This window comes from Streptomyces sp. NPDC055287, from assembly GCF_053646035.1.
Genome location: NZ_JBSHNE010000056.1, coordinates 1 through 25,129, shown reverse-complemented (window position 1 = coordinate 25,129; position 25,129 = coordinate 1). Strand labels below are relative to the sequence as shown.

The following is a 25,129-nucleotide window of genomic DNA, read 5'->3' as shown; positions in this document are numbered from 1 at the left end:
GCACCCCAGGCCCTTCGTCTGGACGAAGACCGCCGACGAGATCCTCGACAAAGTCGCCGCCTACTGCCGACGAATCTCTGACTCAGATCACTAGGAGGAGTTGTGCAACTGAGGGACGATCGCACCGACGGACCCGTCTGGTGGGTCAGATGTGGCGACGATGTGCTCGGAGCACTGTCTTCACCTTCTGGTGATCAACCATGGATGGTGGCTCGCTTCGAACCGTCCGAAGGATGGGAAAGGGTTCGTCAACTCTTTGAAGCTCAGACCGAGGCACGGAGGTTCGGATTCCCTGAGGGCAAAGTGGGGGCAGTCAAGGCGGTTATGACCGCGGGCGGTGTCGACGCCCCGGGCCTGCAACGCCCGGATGTAGGCGACCGCACTGACGATGTCTTCCGACTCCATCGGGGCGAGCGACGCAGTGACGGTGTTCTCGGGCATGACGACTCCTCGATCTACGGGCCGCCCCGACGATCGCGGCGGCCTCAGAAGCGATCTGCAGCGCGCGTGGCTGCGGACCAGAGTCCGAGCTCCGGGGCGGGGTGCTGTCCGTGACGTCGGTCACTGACAAAGCGCTCAGCCGCTACCTGACCAGGGTGGAAACGGACACCGGTCGGCCGGAATCGTCAGACCGCGGACAAGGGGTGCTTCCGCACGGTGGCTCCGGCCCGTGCGCAGATCCGCGTACGGGCCGGACGACCGTCGACCCGGCCAGCCGGCCGGAGGAAACCGAGGACACCGTGCCCGCCGACTTCTCACCCGATCCCGCTCACGAACCGCACGACACCGACGACCCGGCGCCCGGCGAGGACATTGACCAGGTGCCGCCGGCCCCCTCCACGGGCCCCTCCATCACCCCCTCCACGGCCTCTTCGCCCGCCTGGCGCGTATCCGCAGGTCAGCCCCGGCAGAACAGGTCTTCCCGTACGTTCGACCACCCTTCCAAGTCTTCAGATCAGACTTGGAAGCCCACCCACACCCGGAAGAAGGAAGTGCTCGGGGCGCTCGGGATCTTCCAGCGCGCCACCGCAGAGCATCTGTGGCGGATGCTGCGTCCCGCAGACTCGCACGACCGGATTACGAGGACACCCTCAACGCCCTCAAGGGCGAGGGGAAGATCCGGGTGGAGACGCGGCTGGAGTCGGGCCATCAGCTGTGGGTGCTCACCGAGCGAGGACACAAGGAAGCCAAGTAGCTGCTGCCGAAGGACGTACGCGTCTCCGCCCTGCGCAAGCTCGAGTACAACGACGACGGCGAGCCGGTCGCCGGCGACGGCTTCGACGAACACGCCGCTGCCGCGACGATGACCGCCGCGCTGCTCACCGGGGCCGGGCTCGGCACGCCGCTGTCCTGGCAGACCGAGATCGGCCACAAGCTCCCCTACGGCTACACCCAGTACGCCGACCTGACGATGCGCGCCCCGGACGCGGGGGTGCCCGCGATGCTCCTGGAGGTCGACCGCGTGAACGAGCCCGTCGACGTCCTGGTGGCCAAGCTGCGCCGCTACACCGAGTGGTTCGAGCTCCTGGCGCCGAAAGCCGACAAGTACCAGGCGCAGGCGGCTCGCTACGACGGCGCGGCGGTGCACGACTTTAGGCTGTGGTCGCGGATCTACCCGGCGACCGGCCACGAGGGCTACGTGCCGGTGGCGTTCGTGTTCACGGGCAGGACGAAGGCGCAGCGGCAGAGCCGGATCCGGCGCCTGGAACAGGCCACCCGCGTCTACTTCGCCGGGAAGCCGCACAACGGCTCCGCGTCGGGCATCACGGCCGTCGACTACCACCAGGCGGTGCCCGTGGTCGTCACCGAACTGGAGCGGATCACCGCCGACCCGGACGGGGCCGCGGGAAAGGTGTGGCGCAGGCTCGGGCGGCAGGAGTGGCAGACGCTGAACGAGGCGCTGGACAACCCCGACGGCGACCGGCTGTACGCGGTCCAGTGGGAGCAGGCCCGTCGCCGCGAGGCGGAGCGCGAGGCCGCGGAGCGGGAGGCGAAGCGGCCGGTGTGCACGCGCTGCGGAACCAGGTTCACCGACGACCGCTGGCAGTCGCTCCAGCAGTACTCGTGGCGCAGCGAGGGAGACGACCTGTGCGGGACGTGCGCTCAGCAAGCGGCCGACCGCGCGGCAGCCGAACGCGTCGCGCGTCGTCAGGCCGAAGAGGCAGCCGCGCGGGACGCGGCCGAAGCGCAGGCGAAGAAGAACCGCGGCCTGTTCGGCCGCCGCCGGTAGCCACAAGTGGCCGGGGGTGGCCTCATCGGTGAGGCCCCCCGCCGCCACGCCCTGACGCCCACCGGTGCCGCCGGTTTCGGCCTGCCTTCGGTCAGCTGAGCGGCGGTGTTCTCGATCCACAGCAGCGTCCACTCGACTCCGGACCGCCACTCGGGCTCCGCGCTGTCGTAGCGGCCTTCGGCGTCGGCACGGATGTTGGCGGCGAGGCGCGCAGGCCCTTCTGCAGTCCCAGCCGCTTGGCCGTGTCCATGGCCTGGATCATTTCGTCAGTGATGTCACCGGGTCGGAGTGCGGGTCATCGCCCACGTTGGACGACGGTCACGCTAAGGCCATACCGCCAGGTCACCAAGCTGGATGCCTTGCCTGGTGGGGGCGACCACAGGCCCGACCATGAAGCCGCCATGCCCGGCGCGCGTCCACGGCGTCGGTCGAGGCGCGCCCGAACTGGACCACATTCGAACAAGCAATCTAATGTCGGTATGGACGTGACCGACTTCCTCGACGACCTGGTGCAGACGCAAGCCGCCTGGAACGCCACCTACCAAGCGCTCGCCGCGCCCCGCCCCCTCGAGACCACCGCCCTGCGCCGCCGCCTGCTGCTCCTGTCCGTACGACTGTGGTGGCACCCCTGCTGGGAGACCGTCCCCTCGGTGCCGGCGGGCCGGGCGAGCCGTCCGGGCCGCGTGACCGCGACACCTCGGCCGACCAGCAGCACGAGGTTGCGCCAAGGGTTGCGCCATCGGTTGCGCTGGATGTCGCGCCAAGGGGTGCGCCTACTGTTGCGCGCCCCGCAGGAGCGACCCCGTGCCCGTGCAGGTCACCACGCGGTTTCGCTGCGGTCGGCCTGCTGAGATCCCCGTTGCGGCCGCTCTGCCCATGTCCATTGGTTGGAGTGAAGGAGTACCGGACGGGCGGGATGGGCGACGCGGCCGCAGCCGGGACCGGGGCGGCTCAGCCCGTTGCGCGTCGGCCGGGGCCGCCGCGCCGCGCCGCCGTCAGGGCGGCGGAGCCGGGATGGAAGTCGCTGGCAGCCCGGAGGTCTGAGTCAGTCAGTTCCTCGTGTGGGTGATCTCCCTTCGGTCTGCTTTCCGGAAGCTGGCTGGGAGGGGGGGCGTGCACGCGTGGGGAAGAAACCATCCTGCTTCTTGCTGCGATCTGTCCGGAAAACCTGTTTGTGCATGCGTTCCCGTTTCTGTGCCCCGGGCGGCGGGAGGATCGGTCTTGCGGTTCGCCTCCGGGCTGGCGAGGACGATCCGATCTGGGGACAAGGGGGCGGTATGGCGGTGGACCGGAAGTGGTTGGAGCGGCTGCGAGGGGTGGCCGGTGAGCGGTGAAGGGATGGCGATGAGTACTACCCACGAGGCAACCGCGCAGGACGAGCACTCCGCCCCTGGGATCAGGACGGTCGCGGGGACCGGGGTGGTGGGGTTCAAGGGGGACAACACGCCCGCGCTCAAGGCAGAGTTGAATGGCCCGTACGGGATTGCGGTGGACAGCACCGGCGCCCTCTACATCGCCGATCAGTGCAACCACCGGGTCCGGAAGCTCACGACTGACGGGAAGATCAGCACGGTCGCAGGGACCGGGGTAGCGGGATGCGAAGGGGACAACGGCCCTGCCGTCTCGGCCCAGCTGAACTACCCGCGTGAGGTGGTGGTGGACAGCGCAGATGCCGTCTACATCGCCGACACCGAAAACCACCGGGTCCGGAAGATCACGGCCGATGGGAGGATCAGCACGGTGGCCGGCACAGGCGCCAAGGGCTTCGACGGTGACGACGGCTCTGCCGTCTCGGCCCAGCTGAACTACCCGTTCGGGGTAGCGGTGGACAGTGCCGGCACCCTCTACATCTCCGACCACGACAACGCCCGGGTCCGGAAGGTCACGGCTGATGGGAAGATCAGCACGGTGGCCGGCACAGGCGCCGCAGGCTCCGACGGTGACGACGGCCCTGCCGTCTCGGCCCAGCTGAACAAGCCGCACGCAGTGGCGTTGGACGGCGCGGGCACCCTCTACATCGCCGACTACGGCAACCATCGGGTCCGGAAGGTCACGGCTGATGGGAAGATCAGCACGGTGGCCGGCACAGGCGCCGCAGGCTCCGACGGTGACGACGGCCCCGCGGCCTCGGCCCAGCTGAAGTGCCCCTTGGGGGTGGTGGTGGACGGCGCGGGCGACCTCTATATCGCCGACTACGGCAACCATCGGGTCCGAAAGGTCACGGCTGATGGGAACATCAGCACGGTGGCCGGCACGGGCACCGAAGGCTTCGACGGTCACGACGGCCCGGCCGCTTCGGCGCAGCTGAACAAGCCGATCGGGCTCGCTGTGGACTGCGTCGACAACCTCTACATCGCTGACTACGGCAACAACCGGGTGCGGAAGGTGGCGTGGGCGGAGATGGCCGGGCTGCCCGCGTCGGGCACGGTGGTCTCCTGGGCCAACGTCCGCAGCAGGCTGCGCATGGGGGTTGCGCGTGAGTCCGCCAAGGACGGCGCCGAGATCCACCAGTTGCTCGCCGCCTCGAGGGACAACCAGCGGTGGCAGCTGGTCGTGGCCGGCCAGGACGACGGCGATGTCCTGTACAGGATCGAGAATGTGCGCAGCGGCAAGATCCTGGAGGTCGTCGGAGGGGGAGAGGCGCCCGGGGCGGTGATCGCACAACGCGCCTACGAGGGCGACGACGCACACCACCAGCACTGGAGGCTGATCCCGGTGGGCTCGGTGAACGGCACCCCGCGGCTGTACGAGATCGCGAACCGCAACAGCGGGTTGCTCCTGCAGGTCGACACCAACGCCCGCACGCTGATCAAGCAGCACGGGTCGCAGGGCGACCACCGGAACCGGCAGTGGCAGCTGCTGCCCGTATGACGCACGGTGGGGTCAGGGGCGCTCTCGCCCCTGACCCCACAGAAAGCCGGGCCCTACTCGGACTCGGAGCGGGACGGTTTCTCGGCGCTCGCCTTGGGCGCCTTGCCGGGCTCGGGTGCCTTGGGTGCTTCGGGGGCCTTGGGGGCCTTGGTGTAGTCGCTCTTCTTCGGCTTGCTCTCCAGGTCATCGTTCTTCTGCAGGCCGGGGTGCTCGGTCACCGTCGCACTCGATTGCTGCATGCCGGCGGCCGCCGCCGTGGAAACAGAGCCGGGATCCTGGGCGTACTGGGCCTGCGCACCGGCTGATGCCTGGGTGGTCTGGATGAAGGAGCCGAGGAAGCCCAGGACGGCCCGCGCTTCGGGCGACTGCTCGCTTACGACCTTCGCCCGGGAGGAAGCCCCGTGGATGGCGTTGTTGAACAGGCTCGTGCTTTTGTCGTCGTATGTGTCGTCGTCGGCGTCCTCGAAGTCGACGTCCGCCCCCGGCTGGGGCTTGTGGCTGTCGGTGGTCACCGAGAAGAGCCCAGCGCCCTTGCCCGCAGAGTTGAAGATGTTGTCGAACACCATGGTCGTCGCCCCTTGTCGTCGTTGTGCGCCCGGTCAGGGCCGCTTGTGCAGCGCGCGTTGGCTGTCGGTCAGGATCTCGCCGTCGAACATGGTGTGGTGGACATCCAGGGCGGAGACGACCTCGGCGAGCCCCTTCATGCGGAAGCCGCCGCCGGCCAGGTCGAGGTCGCCGATGTCGCGGGCGACGACCTGGTCGAGGCCGGGATAGTCCCCGGACTGCGGAGGAGCAAGGACCGCCACCGGCGCGTCGTACTTCACCGCGATCAACCCGGAGAACGTCACTGGAATCTCGTAGCAGTACTGCTTGCGGGTACGCCGCTGCGTAACGATGGTCTGCACGCGGGAGTCCGGCGGGACCTGGCCGGAGATCTGCGATTTCGAGGCCCAGCTGGTGTTCAGGGAGCCGCCGACGGAGCCTGTGATGCCGAGCAGCAGCGAGGCGTTGAGCGTCGCGGTGCCGGTGGCGCTGCCCGTGGTCGTGAACGCTACCGAGTTCGTCACCGCGTTCGCCACGGAGTTCGTCGCCGCGTTCCTCACGCCCGTCTCGGTGGCGTTGGCGTTGTCCGCCCCCACGTTGTCCTTGCTGTTCTTGTTGGTCATCGTGTTCGCGTTCTTGTTCGCCATCTCGTTCTGCAGCTGCGTCTGAAGCTGCGTCTGCAGGTCCATCTTGAGCTGGTTCTGCAGCTGCAGCTGGAGCTGCGCGCTGACGCTGCCGCCGAAGGTCAGCTTGGCTTCCCCCTGGAGCGACCACGTGACCCCGTTCGACACGGTGAAATCAACCGAGTCGGTGAACGTCATCGCGGATGCCTGGCTGCGGTTGACGTAGGTGCGCGAGGAGAACGAGTCGGGCGGGGGCTGGCTGATGTTGCACCGCTCCTCGATCAGCGGCTCCCCGAGGTTCATGTAGGCGAGCCAGCCCAGCTGGAACGCGGTCCCGGGGAAAGCGCCGAAGCTCGACTTGTTCACGGAGAACCCGACGGGCTTGTGCCGCACGCCGTAGTCGTCGACGTATACCAGGTTGGGATGGTTGAGGATGGACTGCCAGGCCTGCTCGATGTTGAGTTCACGCAGGTTCTTCTTCGTCAGCGGCTGGCGCTTTGCCCGTCCCAGGTTGTACGCGTTGGAAGACATTCCCCGCCCTCGACTAATCTGGCCGAATTATGCTCGGTGAAATGCAAACAACAATCTACACGCGCTCTGAAAAGTGAAGCTAGCACGGGCTCCACTCGCTGTGAAGGTGTCTGCGTACTATCTGCTCAATCGAGTGATGAATGTTCCAGGCCCATCCCAACTCACTTCCAGCGAAGGTAAATTGAGGTCTGCCGGCCACTCGATCGCGACTCGGGCAATCGCCCTACCTGCAGATTTCATAGCCCCGACCGTTGTCGTGGGCGAGGTATTCACGTCATTCATTCAATTGATTTCGAAGTCGCGTCGACCGCAGGCGATTGCATGTGCGGAAATGTCGTACGGCAGGCCACTGCATTAAGCGTCCGACCCGTTGTTCTCCACAATCAGGACAGGTGAGGTTTCGCGATGTACACCCAAGAACGCCAGACCATGTCGAATCTGGTCGTCGGCGGCCCGGTGGCGGTGAACAGCTACGACAACGCAATCGTGGCAGCGCTGCTCGAAAACCGGCCGGTCATGCTCGTCCACGCCTTCAACGGCGGCTACCTGCGCCCCGCCGAGCTGAAGGAGGAGGACCACGACAAGGGGGTCAAGCTGGCCACCGCGCTCGACCCGGCCACCAAGGAGGCGCAGGGCCACCTCTGGTACATCACCCCGGCCGGCTTCTTCGGGCAGCGACCGCTGTACTTCATCGAGAGCGCCGCCGGCCAGGTGACGCCCAAGGCCGCCGGCGCGGGCGACGCCGACGCCGGGCGCGGCGACGACGGTACGCCCAAGCCGCAGCGCAGGCGCATCACCGTCCATCAGGAGGCCCCCAAGAGCACGGCCGACACCGTCCAGGTCGGCCTTCCCGACAAGGTGGGCGACAAGTGGCGCGGGAAGAACGGCGCGCCCGAGGACACCCAGCTGTGGGTCGTCACGGTCACGCCGTGGGGCGGGATCACCTTCGTGCCGATCACCCACCCCGACGCCATCCTCGGCTTCAAGGACCACGCGGTGACCGCCGACAGCGAGGTGCGCCTGACCTACAACTGGGGCGGGGACTTCACCGGCACGGTCATCAACACGTTCTACCCGCGGCTGCCCAGCGAGTGGAACGTGCCGTACCACCACGTCTTCACGTGATCCGCGACCACCGCCGCGCCACGCCCGTCCCGAGCCCGCGCCCCAACCGTCTGGAAGAGGCACCACGATGCCCGTGCCCACGGAAGAACTGAAGCTGGAGATCGTCAACGCCGCCACGGGGAAGACCCTCGGTGCCAAGGCCGCGCCGGGCGCGGACGGGGCGCTCGTCGTCCGCGACTTCCCCGAACGCGGCCCGAGCCCGGAGCAGTGGCAACTCACCCCCGTGGAGGCCGCGCAAAGCGGACAAGTGCAGGACGACCAGGCGTATGTGATCCGCAACGCGGCCGGCGGCAAGGTGCTCGACAACCCCGCTGCCGCGGATGGCGGCGTCCGCCAGTGGGATGCGGCCGCCAGCAAGAAGGACCAGCAGTGGCACCTCGTCCCTGTTGACGGCGAAGCGGGCCTCTACTTCATCGAGGCCGCGACCGACGGCGCCGTTCTCGACCTCGCCGACCCCGCCGACCCCGACGAGGAGGACACCCGGATTGTCCTGCGCGAGCACGACGACAACGCGGAAAGCCAGTGGTGGCGGTTCGTCCCGGCCGAGCCCGAGCGCATCAGCGACCCGGTGCTGCCCTGGGCGCCACTGGACCACTGGAACGGCCGCCGCTCCTGGCGGCTGGCCCGCCCGACCGCGCTGCGGCCGGCACCCGGTGCGACACCCCCCTTCAGCAACATGCTGCTGGTCCTCAAGCAGTTCGGCGGCGACCAGGACGCCGGCGGGTGGAAGAGCCACAAACCCAACCGCTCTCCCAGCGGGCAACCGGGCTGGTGGGCCGGACTCGGTGACCGGTTCCTCGCCGAAACCACAGACGCAGGGCGAAAGGACATCGTCGGGCTCAAGCCCGCGAAGGGCGCTGTAACGTCCTCCGGCAGAGGCGACGGCACGTTCGAGGACGACGAGCGCGTCCTGCACTCACCCGCGCCCTCTTCGAGTCCCACGGACCTGTGGAACCTTGTCGACTTGACGGGCGACGGCAGGCCCGATGTCGTCGTGCTTGCCGCCGACGGCGTGCGGGTGTCCCCTCAAGACGAGGACGGGACATTCACGCCCGCGGGCGGCGAGCTGGTCCTTGAGGCGTTCGGGCACAGCCAGCAGGCCGGCGGGTGGCTGGCCGACAAGCACCCCCGCTTCCTGGCCGATACCACCGGTGACGGCAGGCTCGACATCGTCGGTTGCCACGACGACGGCGTCTGGGTATCTCTCCAGGGCGAGGACGGCACGTTCGCACCGATAGGAGACGAACCGGTCCTCAAGGCGTTCGGCCACGACGAGAAAGCGGGGGGCTGGCTGACCGAAAAGCACCCCCGCTTCCTCGCCGATACCACCGGTGACGGCAGGCTCGACATCGTCGGTTGCCACGACGACGGCGTCTGGGTATCCCTCCAGGACGAAGACGGCACCTTCGCCGAACCCCTGTACATCCTCGACGACTTCGGGACCGACCAGGGGTGGAGCTGCTCGGTCGAGGAGCACCCCCGCTTCCTGATCAGGACCACCGACGGCGGAGCAGTGGACATCGTCGGGTTCGGACCCCAGGGCGTCGCCGTCGCACGCGGGCGCGGCGACGGCACGTTCGAGCCCTCCAAGCTCGTCCTGAACGACTTCGGGCACGCCCAGGGGTGGACGGGCGAAAAGCACCTCCGTCTCCTCGCGGACGTCACCGGCGACGGCAACCCGGACATCGTCGGATTCGGCGACGAAGGCGTCTGGGTGTCGCACAACCGCGGCGACGGCCAGTTCGAGCAGGCCCAGCTCGTGTGCCGCGGCTTCGGGTACAACGAGAACGCAGGCGGCTGGCGCATAGACCGCCACCCCCGCTTCCTCACCGACATCACCGGTGACGGACGCGTCGACATCGTCGGCTTCGGCGGCCCGGGCGTGTACGTCGCCCGAAACCTCTTCCGCCACTTCAGAACCCGATAACCCTCGAAGGGACCCCGAAGCCGACCACGGCGACTCGTCATCGGCGTGCCGGAACCAGTCCCCTCGACCGACGTGCGGCCTGGCACGCCCGCGCCCTCGCCGCCGACGTCCGCCGGCCGCGCCGACGAGCTGCGCAAGGACAGCGGGCCCAAGGCGCTCGCCGACGTTGTTCTGCGCGAGTCAGAAGGCCGGCTGTCCGCGACGATCGAGGGCACTGCGCTGCGTCCAGAACCGCGCCCGCCTCGCTCGCGCCCTCTACGAACGCCTGGACCGCCGGGACGGTGCGCCCACGCAGACCAAGTGAACACCCCTCCGAAGAACTGTCGGACGGCTGCACGGATGCGCCGCCGTGCGGGATGGTCCCTCTGGGTGGCTCGGATGGGTGTCGCCGAGCGCCCGGCTTCATGGGAGTCACCCGACCGACGACGCCGCCACCTCACCGTCACGCGCATCAGCACCGGTTGAGCTGGAGCAGGGGGAACACTGCCGGGAATCTGCTGTAGACCGGAGGCATGAAGCTATTTGAGCTCAGTCGGTTGATGGCTCGTCGTAGAGACGGCGGCCTCAGCTTCACTTTTGACGTCCTGCGTGGTTGCCCGGGCATGTGCCCGGACACGGGGCCTCCCCCCAAGGCCGGGTGGTTAATGTTTTCGCAGGTCATGCAAGGGGTGTTGAGGTCCATGCCGTGGCGGCGTAGAGGCCGGGGCCGAGTTTGTGGATGAGGCCGGTCTCGGCCCATCTGGAGAGCTGCCGATACATGGTTTCCATGGTGATGTCGCCGAAGTGAGAAGCGATGTCACGGGGGCGCCAGGCGATGGTGAAACAGCAGCGGTCCGGATCGGTGCCAGGTAGCGACTCGTCACCGAGCTCCTCACCAAAGGCGGCCTGATGGGCTTCCGCGACCGCTACTGCGTCCTGCAGGAGTACGTACCGCACGGCGAGGAGAAGCGCGTCATCCTCGCCGCCGGCAGGCCCGTGGCCCAACAGGCCCACTGCGGGCGCCCGCTCTGCAGGGTGCTTCGCGGCGGAGCGGAAGTTCGACGGACACCGGACGATCCTCTTCACCCCAACGGCCCGGGCGGCCGGCTGCTCCTGCAGTCCCGGCGCGGCTTCCTGGTGCAGGATTGCTTCCCCGACTTGGTCGCGGCTGCCGGGCAACTGCCCGAGGACCTGGTTCTCGACGGGAGTTCGTCGTCCCGGGACGCCGCGACCGGCCGGTTGTCCTTCGAAGCCCCTCTAGCGCAGGGCCGCCGCCCGAGGCCGCACCGTCACCGCGCTCGTGGTGAAGACCCCGGCGCTTCGTCGCCTTTGACGCCCTCCAGGCTGATGGCATCCAGCTGCTGGCCCTGCCCTACGCCCAGCGCCTCCGGCGACTGGAGGTCCTCTTCGCCACCCGCACACTGACCGCACCGTGGACGCTGTGCCCGATGACCACCGAGCCGGGCCAGGGCCCGGGAGTGGCTGGAGGACTGGACGGACGTCTCCGGCGTCGAGGGCCTGGTCGTGAAGAACATGAACCAGCGCTACTAGGCTGTGCGCCGGTCGGCCCCAGGCGCGGGGTCCCAGGGGGCGGGGAACAGGATGTCCGTAGAACGTCACATAGCGGGGATGCTCCAGCAGATCGCCCGTCAGCAGGACATCGTCGAGATCGCCCCCCAGGGCTCCACGCCGAAGGCGGCCGCCCTGGCGCACGTGGCGGAGCAGTACGGATACACGTACGGCATGGCGTACAGGACCGGGTTCAAGAACTCGCTCGTCCAGGTCCGGATGTACCGGGACCCGCAGCCCGACGCGCGTGTCCGCGAAGCGGCCACCATCACCGCCCATCCGCAGGCGGGCAACGGCGGGACAGTGCCGGGGCTGGAGCAGGGCTCGCTGAAGCCGCTCCCCGAAGCGGTCGCTGCCGTGGCCGTGCTGAAGGACCTCATCACCTTTGACGTCATGGCCCAGTACGTCGCCGACCGGAGCCAGAAGGTGCTGGTCTACCTCGCCTGCGCGGTCCTGACCGTCCTCCTGCTCATCGACAGGTCGCCGGTCGAAGCGGTCGCCTCCGGCGGGGCGGTCGCGCTGCTCTTCACCGTGGCGTTCAAGGTGGGCGCGATCCGCCGCGGGAAGATCGCACAGCGGCTGACGGACGCCGGGTTCCTCGCGGTGCGCGACGAACAGGGCGGCCAGCGGTTCCTGCGCCCGGGGCAGCAGTTGCCCGGCCGCACCAACCCGTTCGCCGCCTGAGGCCCTGGCCTGCGGCGCAGGCAGGACTGGGACACCACTGGGCAGCTCCCGCCGGCCGAGCCCGCCCGGCTGCTAGGCGTGTACGCGTCCCGGGTGATGACGCGGCGCGGCTCCACCGCAGTCACCGACCGCGACTCCGCGATGGCGATCGTGGTGACCGCCATCAAGTCCCCGGTGAAGGGCGGGATCGGCAAACTCCGCGAGCGGCCGCGGGGAGAGGGCTGGAAGTCCGGCGAGCCGTGGCGGGCCCTCCTGCGGCCCACGTGGCGGCCGGACATCCGCGCGGCGGTCATCTCCCGAACCCGCTGAATCTGCACCGCAAGTTGTCGGGGCGCGGCCCCCGTCGCGGCCTCGGTGGCCAGGGCCGCACCCCGTACTTCCGAACGTACCCCGCTGCCGAAGCCACCGGTGCGGCTGCCCGTGAGAGGCCGCGATCCGCTTCACGGGGCGGGCGTCACCCGTTCGCGCGTGGCCAGGTGCTGATGGTGAGGGCGGGGAAGAGGCTGGGTGCATGTCCGCCAAGCTGATCCTCTACCGGCCCGACGAGCAGGGCTGGCTGCGATGTGCCGGTTTGGTGTCAGTGGAGTGGTTAGTGACGGCACGTCAGACCGGAGTGTTTTCGCTGCTCGGGTGTTGAGTGCGGGTGTGGTCACTGTTGTGGGGCGGTGGATGCGAGGGGCGCGGCTGTCATGGGGCGGTACACCCCGCCCTGTTCCGTTGTCTTGGGAACGGCACTTCTGATCCTTCGGTGGCTGCGCGGCGGCACGGTGGGCGGTGTCGGTTTTCGCGGGCGGAAGGGTGTGGGGTGGGGGAGCCGGGCGCGTGGGGCGAGGTCACGGCGGGGTTGAGGGTGTCCAGGCCGGTGCTGGTGGCGCGGTTGCTGGAGCTCGATGCGACCGGGGCGTTGACTACAGCGCACGTGCGTGCGGGGGCCCAGGTCTGTGGGGTTGACTGTGCGGACCGTGTGGCGCCGGCTGGAGGCGGCGCGGACGGAGGGCCGTGCGGAGCCCAGGCCCCGGGCCCGGCTGGAGTTGTCCGACCAGGCGTGGGAGGCACTGGTGCAGGCAGGCGGGAACGTGGCGGTGCTGCACCGTCACCTGAAGGATGCCGGGGGAGAGGTGCCCTCGCTGGCGCCGTTGTACCGGGTGGTGCGCCGGGACCTGGTCGCCGGCAGGGTCCTGCCGGACCGTGCGGTGGTGCGGCAGGAGCGGGAGGAGCAGCGGACACGGCAGGCGCTGGCTGATCTCGCTCTGGCCGGGCCGTGTGAGGGCGGAGCGGGCATGGCGGCTGAGGGACGGCCACCGCACCCCGCGCCGGCGGCGACGTTCGCGCGCTCGTCGGCGGGGGAGAGCGGTGCGGGGGCGGGTGTGGCGTTGCCGGCCGGAGCGCAGCTGGTGCGGACGTCGTCGGTGCGGGCGGTGGCCGAGGCGGTCGGGCAGGCGATGGCGACCAAGGGCGCGGTGTGTGTGTTCGGCGACCCGGGCCGGGGCGAGACCGCAGCCGTGCGGATGGCGCTCCACGAAGCGCCTGCGGGCTGGGATCACGTGTTGCCCCGCCAGGGCTTCCCGCTGACGATGCTGATCGGGACCGCGAGCCAGTCTGGTTTCACCGGTTCCCTCGACGACCTCCTCCAGGGGGTCTTCGGGGGCAGTTGGGACATGATCGGCGGCAGCCTCGACAGTCAGCAGCCAGGCGGCCGGCGCCCACGGCAGCCTGTCGTCAAGGAAGCGGAAGATCGCCAGAACATCGGCAGTCGGCCAGACCCGCAGGTCCGGGCACTCAGCGTCCGCCGGGCGCGACAGCACAGTCTCCGCCCGAGGCACCGGCAGCATCGTCTCGCCTTCGGAGAACTGGCACACGGCGTCAGCGGTGAGTGGCCCGGGTCAGGCCGCGGCGGCCAGCTTCGCCAGCGCGGCGAGCGGGGAGCCGGGCAGCCGCGTGCCGGGCAGCGTCGAGCTGAGCGCAGAGTTCGAGATCGCGGCCAGCACCGCCCAGAAGGCCCTCGCGAACCTGCGCGACACGGGCCAGGTCCGCACCGAGCTGGGCCTGGGCACGTTCATCGCCGACTTGAAGTAGGCCGGCTAACGTCGGCGGGACCGTGGAGCGGCGAGCGTGGCCGCTTCACGAAGCGCGGCTTCAAGGCGTTCGTCGGCAGCCCCGTGACTCCTCGACGGCCCGAGTCGCGACGGCCACCGCTGCGTTGATGTTCCGCTGCCTCTTCGGCCTGTCGCTCTCCGCACCGCTGTCTGCAAGCGCTAGTTGCACCTGCTGGACGCTGAGCAGCGACTTCAAGAACGCCTCATTGGACTTGCGGTACGCCTGCACCAGCTCGGGCGTCGTGTAGAGCGTCAGCTTGGTGACGACCAGCCGGAAGTGCTCGTCCTGGTGCCCTGGGTCGAGATCCGAAGGGCCCAACCCGCTAGGCACCTGTCTCCGCCCCCAGGCAAGGTCACGAGCGTTGCCGAGGGCGAGCATTTTCCGGTGAGCTTCCTCGATCGCGTCGGCTCGACGCTCCCATACCTTGAAGTCGCTCTCACGGTCGCGGGTCGCGCGCTGGGTGAGGCTGGCCGACGTGAGGGTGCCCACCGTGCCGATGACGGCCCCCAAGAACCCGGCACCAGTACTGATCAGGGCGAGGGTAACCGGTGTGATCGTCACAGCATGAGCGTAGGCACGGACGCGACAGCGTGGGGCCGTATCTCGAAGGTCCCGGAGGTGAGGCGAGCCCTCCGGGACCTTCGAGAGCGTTCAGAGCACGCCGAGCGACGTGAGTACCACGAGGCACAGCGTCAGAGAACCGCCGAACACGCCGCCTCCGTACAGGAACGAGGGTCCTTTTGGGGTGCTCGGCTTGTGGATGACGAGGCCCGCCACGATGCCGATGATGATGGAGATCAGGGCGCAGATCACGAAGATCAGCACCTTGACACCGAGAGAGAGGTTCAACGGTTCGACTACCTTCCTGGTGGTCAAACCTCCGGCACTCAGCCCTCAGCCGACCACCACGTATCCAACGTGTGGTCCTGCTGAGGCCGTGCCGACGTCAGGCTCTCGGTGCCTTACCAGGGCCTACTTAGGAAGCCTTCACCCTCTTACTGTGCGCCCTTCTGAGCGCCTAGCTTTGGCTCGACGTCCCGAGGAAGCTTGCTCGGGATCGCTGGGCTTTCTGCGGCCCATGTCCTTGACTGCGACTCAGCCCGAGCTGGTCCATCAACTGAGGACGGCCAGCTACTCAACTTCACGAAGGCGTCGGGCACTCCGCTCGCAGCACGGACAACCGTACCTGAAGCAGGGGGCGTTGGGTGACCAGACGGCCACGGTGGGGCGTCCCGGGGGCCTCGCGCTGGCAGGTACGGCCCGGACGCCCCCGCCGCCCCCAGAGACCGCCGGAGACCCCACGGGAGGCCGGGACGATATGTGCCCGTGCCCGCTGGTCGGAGCCCCGGACGGCCGGGCGTCATGTTGAGCCCCCGGGTGCTCGCCGGCCATCACCTCTCGTGTTGAGGATGACCACGACTCGTTAGTGCCCAGAGACGCCGCCGACGACGTCATCGGACTTGCGCCAATCGCAAATAGACCAGCGCCAAGGCCCGTGCTCTCCTGGGAGTAGCCGGGCGGCACAGCCCCCGGTCAGGCCCCCCTCATGGCGGGGTGGGCCGAAGTTCTCACCGTGTTGCTTCCACCTAGACGGGGATCGGCCCACACGCCTCGGTTTATCACCGGGAACACGGCTGACCAGCCCTTCCCTGCCGATGTGAACATCACCGCCAACCTGCGCGGCAGCGTCGAAGCACTCCCCGATGTCCAGCTCGCGAACAGGTAGCCCGTCACCTTCCACACCAGCCGAGCACGCCAGTGGCCACCCGCGAAGACCGCCCTCACCGGACCCATCGAGCTGGTCGACGAACGGAACCGGGCCGGCCGTTTTGACCATCGATCAGTTCAACACCCAGCTCACGCGTGCACGGGTGGGGCGTCCCGGGGGCCTCGCGCTGGCAGGTACGGCCCGGACGCCCCGGGCCGTATACGCGCGTGCACGCGTAGGGGGGTCCAGAAAGTCCAGAAGCCTCGTCAGACATGGAGCGTCCAACGACCGCGGACTCGACTTCTCCAGTGAAGTGCACAGAAGTCCCGGGTCCGTGTCATGGCCCCGGGACTTCGCGCTCCCGGGTCAGGCTGCTCCACCGGTACATGTACCCCTGACGCCGGGGCGTCTGGCAGGGCGCCTTCCAGGACGTTCAGCAGGGCGTTCTCCAAGGCGTCTTGGGGGGGCGCTTCACAGGGCGCCTCACAGCCGGAAAGTGACTGGACAACGGCGCAGGTCAGACCATGCGGTCAAGGGGAGCCGACCACGCCGACTACTTCACTGAGAGACCTTTTTGGGAACTGGTGAAGCTCCGACCACCTACCCAACCACCCTCCAGACGGCGCACCGCCCCGCCGGCAGGCTGGAGATCTGCCGACCCGATCTCGCATCGCAACCCCAGCACCGGACCCCGGCCTCAGCGCCACTTGTCAGCGTTCCGCTGACGGCACGCGAACGCCCTGCCATCCGTGGCCGAGGCCGCGCCGCTCGGGGGACGCGCACGGAGGCTGCTTGTTCTCGGCGGCGTCGTCCTGTCCGAGGTGGCGCAGCAGCGCTTTCGTGGAGGTCGGGATCGCCGCCAGGAGCCGGGCGGACTCGGGGTCGATCGCGGCGAGAGCCTCGGCGAGCGTGCCGATGGCGTTCACCGCGTCCTCGGCGGCCGCGAGGTTCCACGCGGTGGGGCTGGCCGCGTCGGCGAGCGCGCAGGCGGCGTCGGCGACCTCCCCGGCGAGGGCCTCGACGCCTGGCGCGGCCTGAGCGAGCAGTTCCATGCCGGGCTCAACGAGGGAGGGCGAGAAAGAGTACGGCGCGGCGGGTCACGCAACCATGATCGTGCAGGAGGTCGCGCCTCTGGTCGCACGTCAGGTCTCGGCTCTGGTCGCATCGGACCTTCGCCCGATAGGCCACGAACACCCAGGCCAGCGCGGCAATCGAGCGGCTGGGCGAGCCCCGACTACTTCCAGGAGGCGTTGTCTGCGCGCGTCTCCCGGCAGATCCAGCGGTGACTTGGCCGCCGCCTGGTCGTTCAAGCGTGCGACACGTTGAAGTGCACAGCGGGAGCCCCGGGGCGTCATGGTCCCGGGGCTCCCTGCTCGGATCGGGCCTGTCAGTCCTGCGCCAGCTCGGACAACTTGTGGGATACCTGACCCGCACCAGCCTGGATGGACGCCACCCTGCGGCACGCCATGCGCTGGAGTCGGCGCCCACCGCCTGATACGGCGGCCCCGTGGCGGGCGGTATGAGGCCCGCCACGGGGCCGGGTTGCGACAAGTATTGCGCCTATGGTTGCGCCATCTGTTGCGCTAGGGGTTGCGCGTACTGTTGCGCGGTCCTCCAGACCCTCTCCGCATCCGTGCAGATCACCACGCGGTTTGGGTGTGGTCGGCCCGCTGACATCCCCGTTGCGGCCGCTTTTGCCCATGTCCCTTGGCTGGTGGCGGAAGAAGGGACGGGCGGGATGGGCGGTTCGGGCCGGCCGGGGATCGGGGCGCGCTCAGCCGGTTGCGCGTCGGCTGGGGCCGCCGCGCCGGTCCGCCGGCAGAGCACCGGGCGGTGCGCGAGGGAAAATTGCGGCGCGTGACGCGGGTGGGGTTGGCGCATTCCGCCACGGCGATTAGCTGCCCCCCATCGTCTTGGATGCCCGCCTGGGCGCCAGCTGACCTACTCGCCTACGGGCAGCAAGAGACCCCGGAGACCTGCTCTCCGGGGTCTCGCTGTGTTTCGAGTGTCCGGCCAGTTCAACGACCGGCCGCTGCTGGTGTCAGGCCCATTCCATGCCCAGCTCCCGCAGCGCGTCCAGCTGGTCCGCCGTGAGCTTGTCGCGCCTCGTCTTGGTGTTGGAGACCCATACGCCCAGCTTCACGCCCACCGGCTCGGCCTCGCCGTCGAGCGCGCCCTCTTCACTGTGACCGCGAGGAACCGACCTCTGGTCCTCCCGCTCGACCCACTGCGCGAGGGCCGCCAGGCCCCGTTGGAACGCCTGCTGCGCCTTGCTCGGGCCCCCTTCGTCGCACGCGTGGCCGCCGGGGCGGGAGACGGCGCCTCAAGCGGCTGCACGCCCAGCTTGGACAGCCGTTGTGAGGTTCCCCCGAGATGCGAGGAGAGTTGACAGCGGGTCAGATGGGACTCATGAGAGGAACATAGACCATGGGTGCCCCCAGAACGTACTCGCTCGAGTTGCGTGACCGTGCGGTGCGGATGTACCGCACCTCCGATCCAAAGCCGCAGATCAAGAAACTGGCCGTCGACCTCGGCGTGCATCCGGAGGCCCTGCGCGGCTGGATCCGCCAGGCCGAGGCCGATGCCGGCGAGCGCGATGATCGGCTGACCACCGACGAACGCGCCGAGCTCGCGGCGCTGCGCAAGGAGAACGCCCAGCTCAAGCGGGCGAACGAGGCCCTGCGGACGGCCTCGGCCTTTTTCGCGGCCCAGCTCGACCCGACCCGGCCCAGGTGACGGCGCTCCTCGACGAGCACCCGCACCTGGGGGTTGAGCCCGTACTGCGGGAACTGTCCGTCCCATCCTCGACGTACTACCGCTGGTAGCGGGCCACCACGACCTATGTTTGGTCTTCGCTGCCCGGGCTGACGAGAGCCTTCCCCTTGCCGACCTTGCCCGCGAACGCGGCTTGCCTATGTGGCAGCACACGCAGCAGGCAAAGGGGTGACACCCGTACGGGAAAGGTGGCCAGCACGAAGCGGGGGTCTCCCCGCTGACATTGCGAGCGTGACCTGGGCTGCCGCGGACAACACGCCGTGTAGAGACAAGAGTTGGAGCGCGTCGACCGGCCTTCCTAGGGTGATGAGGCGTACTGGACCGGTGCGCATGGTTCACGAAGGGGGAACAGCTCGAATGAACCGCACGAAGATAGCCGCGGTCGCGCTCGCGGCCACCGCCACTCTGGGATCCATCGGAAGCAGCCCGGCTTCCGCCTCGGCCAACGAAGGTGCCCAGGTACAGGCAGACCCGGCGTACAAGATCCTCAAGCACCTTGAATACCGGGGCCCCGGGCGGGTGTCGCTGCGGCTTGGTTACTACAACGCGGCGGCCGACAAGGGCTTCGGATGGACGAAGGTCAAGAAGAAGCACAACATCACGAAGTACTCGGCTGTGGAGTACATCGCGAAGTCGCCGGTGCGCGAGCACATCGGTGGCCAGTCCTACCGGCACACGGGTTACGCGGGTAAGTACAAGTGCCGCAACGGGGTATGCCAACTCGTCAAGCAGTACAAGGTGCTGATGTCGGCCAACGAGAAGAAGCTCCGCGACGACCACGACAAGGGCGTCATCACCGAGTACTGCGAAGGCATCGTCCGGTGCCCGAACTGGGTGACCAAGGCCCTGGCCAAGTCCAACAGGAGCTCCGTAGCGGCTGAGGGCGACAACAAGTATGTGGGCGCGTACAAGCCCTTTGCGCGAACCGTGCAATCCGCGGACGTGAAGGCTGGCGTCAACAAGAACGCTGCCACGAGGTAAGAACCTCACCCGTTCGGTGGCCGGCCGTTGCTGAGTCTCCGGCATGCCGTTTCATTGATGCCTGAGCACTGTGACCCCTGCGCGCCCAGGCTGATCAGTCCACAGCGCCGTTCCCGACGGCAGTACGCCGTCGGGAACGGGGCACCCGCTCTCCCGTTCTTGAAAGGTGACTCGTGGCCAGTCCCGACAGCGAATTCCTCACCCGCGTGTCCGAGGCCGCCTTCGAGCTCGGCACGGACGGCTTCCGTGTGACAGCAATGACGATCAAGTCCCGGCAGATCGGTTTCACCGACACCGGGACCACACCCGATCCACCGCTCTACATGCAAGGCGAGCCGCCCCCCGTGCCGGGACGCCAAGGCCGACGCGAATACGACTGGCAACCCGCCACCCACGCGCCCGCGTGGATGAACATGGCATGGCTGCTGGAAGACCTGGCCACGTGGATCCAACCATTGGCCGACGAACACGTCATCCTGCTCGGCATTGAGGCACCGATCCCGCACTGGTGCGACATCCTGCTCCGCGACGGCGACACCGCCTACCGGGTGCGCATTGCGCTGGCCGACCGGAGCGAGCCGCTGGACTTCCCCGGCATGTATCTGCGCGACATGTTCACCGAAGGCCGCCACCGCGACCACCTCACCCCTACTGATTGTGAGGACGAGACGCCACTCGTGGACCTGCGCACGGTTCTCTGAAGTATGCGAGGCGTGTTTCAGCTTCAGGCACTCCGCCAGAATGCGCCCATGAGGTGTCGCAGGGTGAGCGCCGCCCGGCACCCGCACCGGTGCGGGTGCCCTTGTGGCACAGCGCGCCGCTCACCTGCGGAATCCGGCCAGCAGATCGCTTTGTTGCCAATCCAAGGCAACAGAGACACGACGGCGCGGAGGTCGGGCTACACAAGAGGGCTGGGGTGGGCGTCCGCCGCCCTTTGATGGGCGGTCGTGGTCTGGTGGGAGGTCTTGCGGTTGCTGACGATCAATGTGGCGGTGCTGCTCGCGGTCATCGTCTTCTTCCGGCTGCGCCGCCAGCGGCACCCTGCTGGGCGAGCTGGATGATCCGGGCGCGCCGACGGGGGTTCTCTCGTCTCCCATCCCGGCTGACTAGGCGCAGCACTACGGCCGTGCGCGCGACATCCGCGACCAGCAGATGATCGCCAGACAGCCGGACCTGAGCCTGGCTTTCGTCCACGATGCCGGCGAAGTACTGCCGCTGGAAGACCATGCTGCCGCCGTCGGCATCCCCGTCCAGCGCTACACACCCCGGTGACACCCGGAAGATCCGCGGAAGACCTCAGCCGGTCGCGAGCGTGGTGGCGTCAGGCGCGGATTACCGGACTGCACCTGGCGCGGCGGCCACGTTGAACGATGTGGCCCGGGTCCCCTCGGGTCCGCCCCACCCACGCCGTCGCGCAGAGCGCAGCGGAGAAGGCCGCTGCTGCTGCGTGATCTGCAGGCGGACATATTCCCGGCTCGTTCCAGCGGCAGCGCTCACACGAAGTCTTTCCGAGGGGGATCACGTGTGAGTCACCCCGCTGGCCGGAGTTCCGCCGTGCCCACCGTCCGCCAGAACCGCGCATTCCCCCGCCGCCGGACTTGAGTCTCTGCTACGACTTGGCCGGAGCGGAAGGGATACGAGGAGGCGAGGAGCATGTCGGAGTACCAGCACTACCAGTTCGTGGTGGAGGCGCCGCTGTCCGACAGTCAGCTCGCGGAGATCCGCGCGCTGACGACGCGCGCCCGCCTCACCCGCTACAGCTTCGTGAACACCTACGGCTGGGGTGACTTCCGGGGCGACCCGCAGGCACTGGTGGAGACGCACTACGACGCCCACCTCTACTTCGCGAACTGGGGCACCCGGCAGGTGATCCTGCGCTGGCCCACCACCGCCCTGCCACCCGGGGCCACCGAGCCCTACTGCACCGGCGACTCGGCGACCAGCCGCGAGAGCGGGGACCACGTCCTGATCACCCTGCAGTCCGATCCCGAGGACGCGGTGGAGGACTTCATCGATCTCTTCGATCCCGAGGACGACGGGGACAGGGACCAGCAGTGGCTGCCCTCCATCGCCCGCGCCCGTCAGCAGGTCGCCGAGGGCGACATGCGCCTCCTCTACCTCGCCTGGCTGCTGTGCCTGCAACACGGCGAACTCGACGGGGATGCCCTCGAGCCCCCGGTGCCGCCGGGCCTGGCCGACCTGCCCGAGCCTCTCGCCGACCTGGCCACGTTCCTGCGCATCGACCAAGACCTCGTCGCGGCCGCAGCAAGGCGCTCACCGCAGCCCGAACCACGACCCTCACTTCCCGCCTACCGCGCCTGGATCGCCACCCTCGACGCGGGCGAGAAGGACACCGTCCTCGCCCACCTGCTCCACGACGGCGATACCCACATGCTGTCCGGGCTACGCCGCCGCTTCCTGGACGCCCAGCCGGCTCTCTACCGTGCCACGGCACCCCGAACAGTTACTGAAATCCTTGCCGCAGTCACCGCCCAGACGGCGCTGCGGATCGCCGACGAGGAACGGCAGGAGGCCGAGGAGTGGGAACGAGCGGCTCGTGAGGAACGCCAGGCCCAGGACCGGCGACTGGCCCACCTCCGGCACGATCCTGAGGCCGCCTGGAAGCGCGCAACAGAGCTGCTCGCCGGACGGGGGACCCGCCACTACGCAGAGGTCGTCCGCATCATGGGCGACCTGGCCGCCCTGGCCGACCGGGAAGCCACCACCAGCACATTCACCCAACGGTACGCCCGGTTCATCACCATGCACCGGACGAAGAAGGCCTTGATACGCGATCTCAGGGCTCGAGGGCCGGCCTGCGCGGCTCTGATCGCCCTCACTCCGCCGACGCGTTGAGCGTGCTCGGGATCGCTCGGCCGGCGCGCCGAGCGCGAGGAGCCAGCGCTGGTGTGTGGCGTCTCAACAGGAATGCATGACGGGTTGGAGTAGCGGCTCTCCGACCTGCGGGGGTGCAGGTCATGAGAATGGGGCGAATCGGTGGCTCTCGGTCGTTGAATCCCCCTGCATGGCCTCCGAGTCGGGTGGCTACATTCTGTGAGTCAGGCTGCAGGGGCATTGAGAGGACCGCAGGGGCCGCGCTGGCCCAGAGCCGAAGAATTCGGTGGCCTATGGCTCTTCGTGCAGTTCCCCGTCGGCGCCATGCCCAATTGGTTCCGGTCCCTGCTGCTTCACCTCCTCTTGCCACCGGGCGAGGTTGGTGCCGAGGCGAAAGTGTGAGGGTGGTCGGGGCCTAGCACGCGCAAGCGGTTGTTGAGAAGCTCGGCGTACGTGGCTGCGGCGCCGGCCGCATTTCCCGCCCCGCCCCGCCACCGAGCCAGGCCATTGCGGGTGAGGAAGGTGTCCGGGTCGTCGGGAGCCAGGACCCGCAGCGGGTCTTGCAGGACCGGGACGTCCCCGGCCTGCTGGCTGCGGGCATCACGAGTGGTTTGTGCCTGCCACAGATCCAGTCCCCGCCCGGCTGGTCGGGCATCCTTCCCCCGGGACGGATCATCTGAACTGATGATTAACCGGCAAATAATCAATGGGGGTTAAATTCGCGCGAGACCCCTGTATGACTTTGACATGGTGCGCTGTCATATCCGTGCCAGATCGTGCCGCTCGTCTCGTCGCACCCATCAGGGGAAGGCAGGAATATGGGCAGATTCAGGTACGGAACCGCGGCGTCGGCCATCGTGCTGGCCGCATCGGGGTTGCTTGCGGCCGCAGGAGGTACGGCTCACGCGGAAGCGGGTCAGGACACCATCGGCATGTACAAGCAGGAGAAGTCCCAGTGGTGCTGGGTCGCCTCCGGGCTGACGATCGCCAAGTTCCAGGGCTTCGGCTCCACGCAGACGGACTTCTGCAGCCGGGCCCAGCCCTCCTACGGCTGCAACAATCAGCCCGCCACGCTCGATGACATGGCCAGGGCCTGGAGCAGTCTCGGCATGACCCATACCGGTTCGGGTCTGAGCAGCGCGGCCACGTTCAACCAGGTGTACACCGAGGTCAAGACGGCTCGGCCGGTCGGTGCCCGCATCGGGTGGGCGTCCGGTGGTGGCCACATGAACGTCGTCTACGGCTTCGACACGTCGAACAACACGATCGCTGTGGCTGACCCGTGGCCGGACACCGCCACGTACACGTGGTGGAACTACAACGACTACGTGAGCAACAGCTCGTCCAAGTGGACCCACTCCCGCATCGGCATCTCCCGCTAAGGCAGGCGACATGCGCGACACCAGCGGCACCAGTACGTCCAACAAGCGGGCGGCCTCTCGCTTCTCCCGCCTGTCCATCGTCCTCGCACTGAGCGCATCCGCACTGCTGTCCGTCGTCGGTCCGGGCCACGCGGCCCCGGCCAAGGACCCTCTCCCGGCCGACATCCCCGACTACCAGGCCGCCCTCGACGCGGTGAAGTCCACCGACGTCCGCAACGCCGTCTGCCGCTTCCTGCGCACTCCGGTGCCCACCGGCGGCACTGGCGGGCCCGTGCAGACGATCCCCGAAACACCCGAGCCGTGCCAGGGCCTCCCGGCCTTCACGATCAAGGACCCGGTGGCACTGAACGAGATCACCCCCGGATTCGTCGCAGGCACCGCCCAGCCACTGCCCACCGAGGCGATCAAGCTGACACAGCTGGTCTCTTCGCTGAGCACCACCGTCAACGGCCGCAACGCCACCGTCATGCTCGCTCCCACCCAGGGCGGCGGCTGGCACCTGGCGGCCGTGCGCGACGGCGACAGCGACGCCACATACGCCAGCAAGGCCACCGTGGGCACGCTGGTCTTCACCGAGCCGCAGATCCGCGGCTGGTACCAGCTCAAGCTCAACACCGTCGAGCCACTCAACGACCAGGCCCGGCAAGGACTGGGCGGCCAGGCGTCGGTGTCGCTCAGCGACTACCAGAAGCTGGTCAAGGCCCGCTACGCCGACAAGCTACCCGGCTCGGAGTACGACACCAAGGGCTACTCCAGCGGCTACAGCCCCCAGCACAAGGCGGACGAGGCGTCGTCCTCCACCCTGCTGCTCGCTGGTTCCGGCGCGGCACTCGCCCTCGCGGGCGGGGCCGTCGCGGTCCGCCGGCGCCGGCGCGCAAGCACCCGCTGAACCCGACCCCGCCCGCCCCCTCGCCCCGCCCCTGGCAGCCAGCCGGGGACGGGGTACAGCCCTGTCCCCGGCCGGACCGCCGCTACAAACCGGTCGCTGCCAGAGCGAGCTTGGTCAAAGCGCTGGCCTGCGATTCCAGCAGAACGGCGCGCGTCACCGGTCCTGGTGTTTCTTGTCCAGCTGTCGGTACGGGGCCGGCCACCGCGAGCCAGGCGGCGGGCCATTACCGTGATCAGCGACCACGTCAGGTGGGCCTCCGCGCGTTCGGGCAATCGCTTGTCATCCTGAAGTTTCCCCGTGATCTCGGACACTCAATGTCTACGCCGCGAGGGCGTGCTGTTGCCGCTGCCTGGTCTCGGCTGGGGTGAGGTAGCCGAAGA

General features: G+C 68.5%; 22 protein-coding genes and 2 pseudogenes. 16 read left to right on the top strand and 8 right to left on the bottom strand.

The window, feature by feature from the left end; translation table 11 throughout:
* Window positions 1–180 precede the first annotated feature (180 nt).
* A complete protein-coding gene (locus ACWIHY_RS36785) occupies window positions 181–441 on the bottom strand; it encodes a hypothetical protein (protein WP_454380871.1) in 261 nt (86 codons plus the stop codon).
* Window positions 442–1,039: 598 nt separating this feature from the next.
* Here ACWIHY_RS36785 and ACWIHY_RS36780 point away from each other — a divergent pair.
* The 4 genes from ACWIHY_RS36780 (at window position 1,040) to ACWIHY_RS36765 (ending at window position 5,101) form a co-directional block, all read left to right on the top strand.
* The gene (locus ACWIHY_RS36780; RefSeq protein WP_454380869.1) at window positions 1,040–1,195 is read left to right on the top strand and encodes a hypothetical protein; all 156 of its coding nucleotides are present in this window, start codon (window positions 1,040–1,042) and stop codon (window positions 1,193–1,195) included.
* 108 nt (window positions 1,196–1,303) lie between these two features.
* The gene (locus ACWIHY_RS36775) at window positions 1,304–2,230 is read left to right on the top strand and encodes a hypothetical protein (protein WP_454380868.1); all 927 of its coding nucleotides are present in this window, start codon (window positions 1,304–1,306) and stop codon (window positions 2,228–2,230) included.
* 479 nt (window positions 2,231–2,709) lie between these two features.
* Complete coding sequence (locus ACWIHY_RS36770) at window positions 2,710–3,081, top strand: hypothetical protein (protein WP_454380866.1); 372 nt, start codon at window positions 2,710–2,712, stop codon at window positions 3,079–3,081.
* Between the two features lie 493 nt (window positions 3,082–3,574).
* Window positions 3,575–5,101: an NHL domain-containing protein gene (locus ACWIHY_RS36765; RefSeq protein WP_454380865.1), complete on the top strand. Its 1,527-nt coding sequence runs from the start codon at window positions 3,575–3,577 to the stop codon at window positions 5,099–5,101.
* A 53-nt stretch (window positions 5,102–5,154) separates the two neighbouring features.
* Here the strand turns inward: ACWIHY_RS36765 and ACWIHY_RS36760 are convergent, their stop codons facing one another.
* On the bottom strand, window positions 5,155–5,667 hold the full coding sequence (locus tag ACWIHY_RS36760; protein ID WP_454380863.1) for a hypothetical protein: 513 nt from the start codon (window positions 5,665–5,667) through the stop codon (window positions 5,155–5,157).
* Between the two features lie 33 nt (window positions 5,668–5,700).
* Window positions 5,701–6,798, bottom strand: coding sequence for a hypothetical protein (locus ACWIHY_RS36755; protein WP_454380861.1), 1,098 nt, complete (start codon window positions 6,796–6,798; stop codon window positions 5,701–5,703).
* 405 nt (window positions 6,799–7,203) lie between these two features.
* Here ACWIHY_RS36755 and ACWIHY_RS36750 point away from each other — a divergent pair, with 405 nt between their 5' ends.
* Both ACWIHY_RS36750 and ACWIHY_RS36745 read left to right on the top strand, forming a co-directional pair.
* Complete coding sequence (locus tag ACWIHY_RS36750) at window positions 7,204–7,923, top strand: hypothetical protein (protein WP_454380859.1); 720 nt, start codon at window positions 7,204–7,206, stop codon at window positions 7,921–7,923.
* Window positions 7,924–7,990: 67 nt separating this feature from the next.
* Window positions 7,991–9,850 carry an FG-GAP-like repeat-containing protein gene (locus ACWIHY_RS36745; protein ID WP_454380857.1) on the top strand — a complete coding sequence of 620 codons (1,860 nt, stop codon included), beginning with the start codon at window positions 7,991–7,993 and terminating at the stop codon, window positions 9,848–9,850.
* Between the two features lie 657 nt (window positions 9,851–10,507).
* On the opposite strand, the gene ACWIHY_RS36740 is transcribed toward ACWIHY_RS36745, so the two are convergent.
* Window positions 10,508–11,008 (bottom strand): hypothetical protein, encoded by a 501-nt coding sequence (locus tag ACWIHY_RS36740; protein WP_454380855.1) that lies wholly within the window; start codon window positions 11,006–11,008, stop codon window positions 10,508–10,510.
* 423 nt (window positions 11,009–11,431) lie between these two features.
* On the opposite strand from ACWIHY_RS36740, the gene ACWIHY_RS36735 reads away from it, so the two are divergent.
* The 4 genes and pseudogenes from ACWIHY_RS36735 to ACWIHY_RS36720 all read left to right on the top strand — a co-directional run bounded on the left by ACWIHY_RS36735 (window position 11,432) and on the right by ACWIHY_RS36720 (window position 14,158).
* Entirely contained in the window at window positions 11,432–12,082 is a 651-nt protein-coding gene (locus ACWIHY_RS36735; protein ID WP_454380853.1) for a hypothetical protein, read from the top strand.
* 129 nt (window positions 12,083–12,211) lie between these two features.
* Window positions 12,212–12,408 (top strand): annotated as a pseudogene (locus tag ACWIHY_RS36730) (hypothetical protein); the annotation flags it as partial.
* 185 nt (window positions 12,409–12,593) lie between these two features.
* Window positions 12,594–12,719 carry a hypothetical protein gene (locus ACWIHY_RS36725; RefSeq protein WP_454380873.1) on the top strand — a complete coding sequence of 42 codons (126 nt, stop codon included), beginning with the start codon at window positions 12,594–12,596 and terminating at the stop codon, window positions 12,717–12,719.
* Between the two features lie 1,232 nt (window positions 12,720–13,951).
* A complete protein-coding gene (locus ACWIHY_RS36720) occupies window positions 13,952–14,158 on the top strand; it encodes a GntR family transcriptional regulator (protein ID WP_454380851.1) in 207 nt (68 codons plus the stop codon).
* A 60-nt stretch (window positions 14,159–14,218) separates the two neighbouring features.
* Here the strand turns inward: ACWIHY_RS36720 and ACWIHY_RS36715 are convergent, their stop codons facing one another.
* The 4 genes and pseudogenes from ACWIHY_RS36715 to ACWIHY_RS36700 all read right to left on the bottom strand — a co-directional run.
* Window positions 14,219–14,740, bottom strand: coding sequence for a hypothetical protein (locus ACWIHY_RS36715; protein WP_454380849.1), 522 nt, complete (start codon window positions 14,738–14,740; stop codon window positions 14,219–14,221).
* A 90-nt stretch (window positions 14,741–14,830) separates the two neighbouring features.
* Window positions 14,831–15,028: a hypothetical protein gene (locus tag ACWIHY_RS36710; protein WP_454380847.1), complete on the bottom strand. Its 198-nt coding sequence runs from the start codon at window positions 15,026–15,028 to the stop codon at window positions 14,831–14,833.
* Window positions 15,029–16,597: 1,569 nt separating this feature from the next.
* A complete protein-coding gene (locus ACWIHY_RS36705) occupies window positions 16,598–16,939 on the bottom strand; it encodes a hypothetical protein (protein WP_454380846.1) in 342 nt (113 codons plus the stop codon).
* Window positions 16,940–17,928: 989 nt separating this feature from the next.
* Window positions 17,929–18,245, bottom strand: a pseudogene (locus ACWIHY_RS36700) (helicase associated domain-containing protein); the annotation flags it as partial.
* 69 nt (window positions 18,246–18,314) lie between these two features.
* Here ACWIHY_RS36700 and ACWIHY_RS36695 point away from each other — a divergent pair.
* The 6 genes from ACWIHY_RS36695 to ACWIHY_RS36670 all read left to right on the top strand — a co-directional run bounded on the left by ACWIHY_RS36695 (window position 18,315) and on the right by ACWIHY_RS36670 (window position 24,749).
* Complete coding sequence (locus ACWIHY_RS36695) at window positions 18,315–18,623, top strand: transposase (RefSeq protein ID WP_454380845.1); 309 nt, start codon at window positions 18,315–18,317, stop codon at window positions 18,621–18,623.
* Between the two features lie 396 nt (window positions 18,624–19,019).
* A complete protein-coding gene (locus ACWIHY_RS36690) occupies window positions 19,020–19,643 on the top strand; it encodes a hypothetical protein (protein WP_454380844.1) in 624 nt (207 codons plus the stop codon).
* Between the two features lie 173 nt (window positions 19,644–19,816).
* On the top strand, window positions 19,817–20,344 hold the full coding sequence (locus ACWIHY_RS36685) for a hypothetical protein (RefSeq protein ID WP_454380842.1): 528 nt from the start codon (window positions 19,817–19,819) through the stop codon (window positions 20,342–20,344).
* 952 nt (window positions 20,345–21,296) lie between these two features.
* Complete coding sequence (locus ACWIHY_RS36680) at window positions 21,297–22,499, top strand: hypothetical protein (RefSeq protein ID WP_454380840.1); 1,203 nt, start codon at window positions 21,297–21,299, stop codon at window positions 22,497–22,499.
* A 797-nt stretch (window positions 22,500–23,296) separates the two neighbouring features.
* Window positions 23,297–23,860, top strand: a complete 564-nt coding sequence (locus tag ACWIHY_RS36675; protein WP_454380839.1) for a papain-like cysteine protease family protein — start codon at window positions 23,297–23,299, stop codon at window positions 23,858–23,860.
* Window positions 23,861–23,870: 10 nt separating this feature from the next.
* Window positions 23,871–24,749 (top strand): hypothetical protein, encoded by an 879-nt coding sequence (locus ACWIHY_RS36670; protein WP_454380838.1) that lies wholly within the window; start codon window positions 23,871–23,873, stop codon window positions 24,747–24,749.
* The last annotated feature ends 380 nt before the right edge of the window (window positions 24,750–25,129 follow it).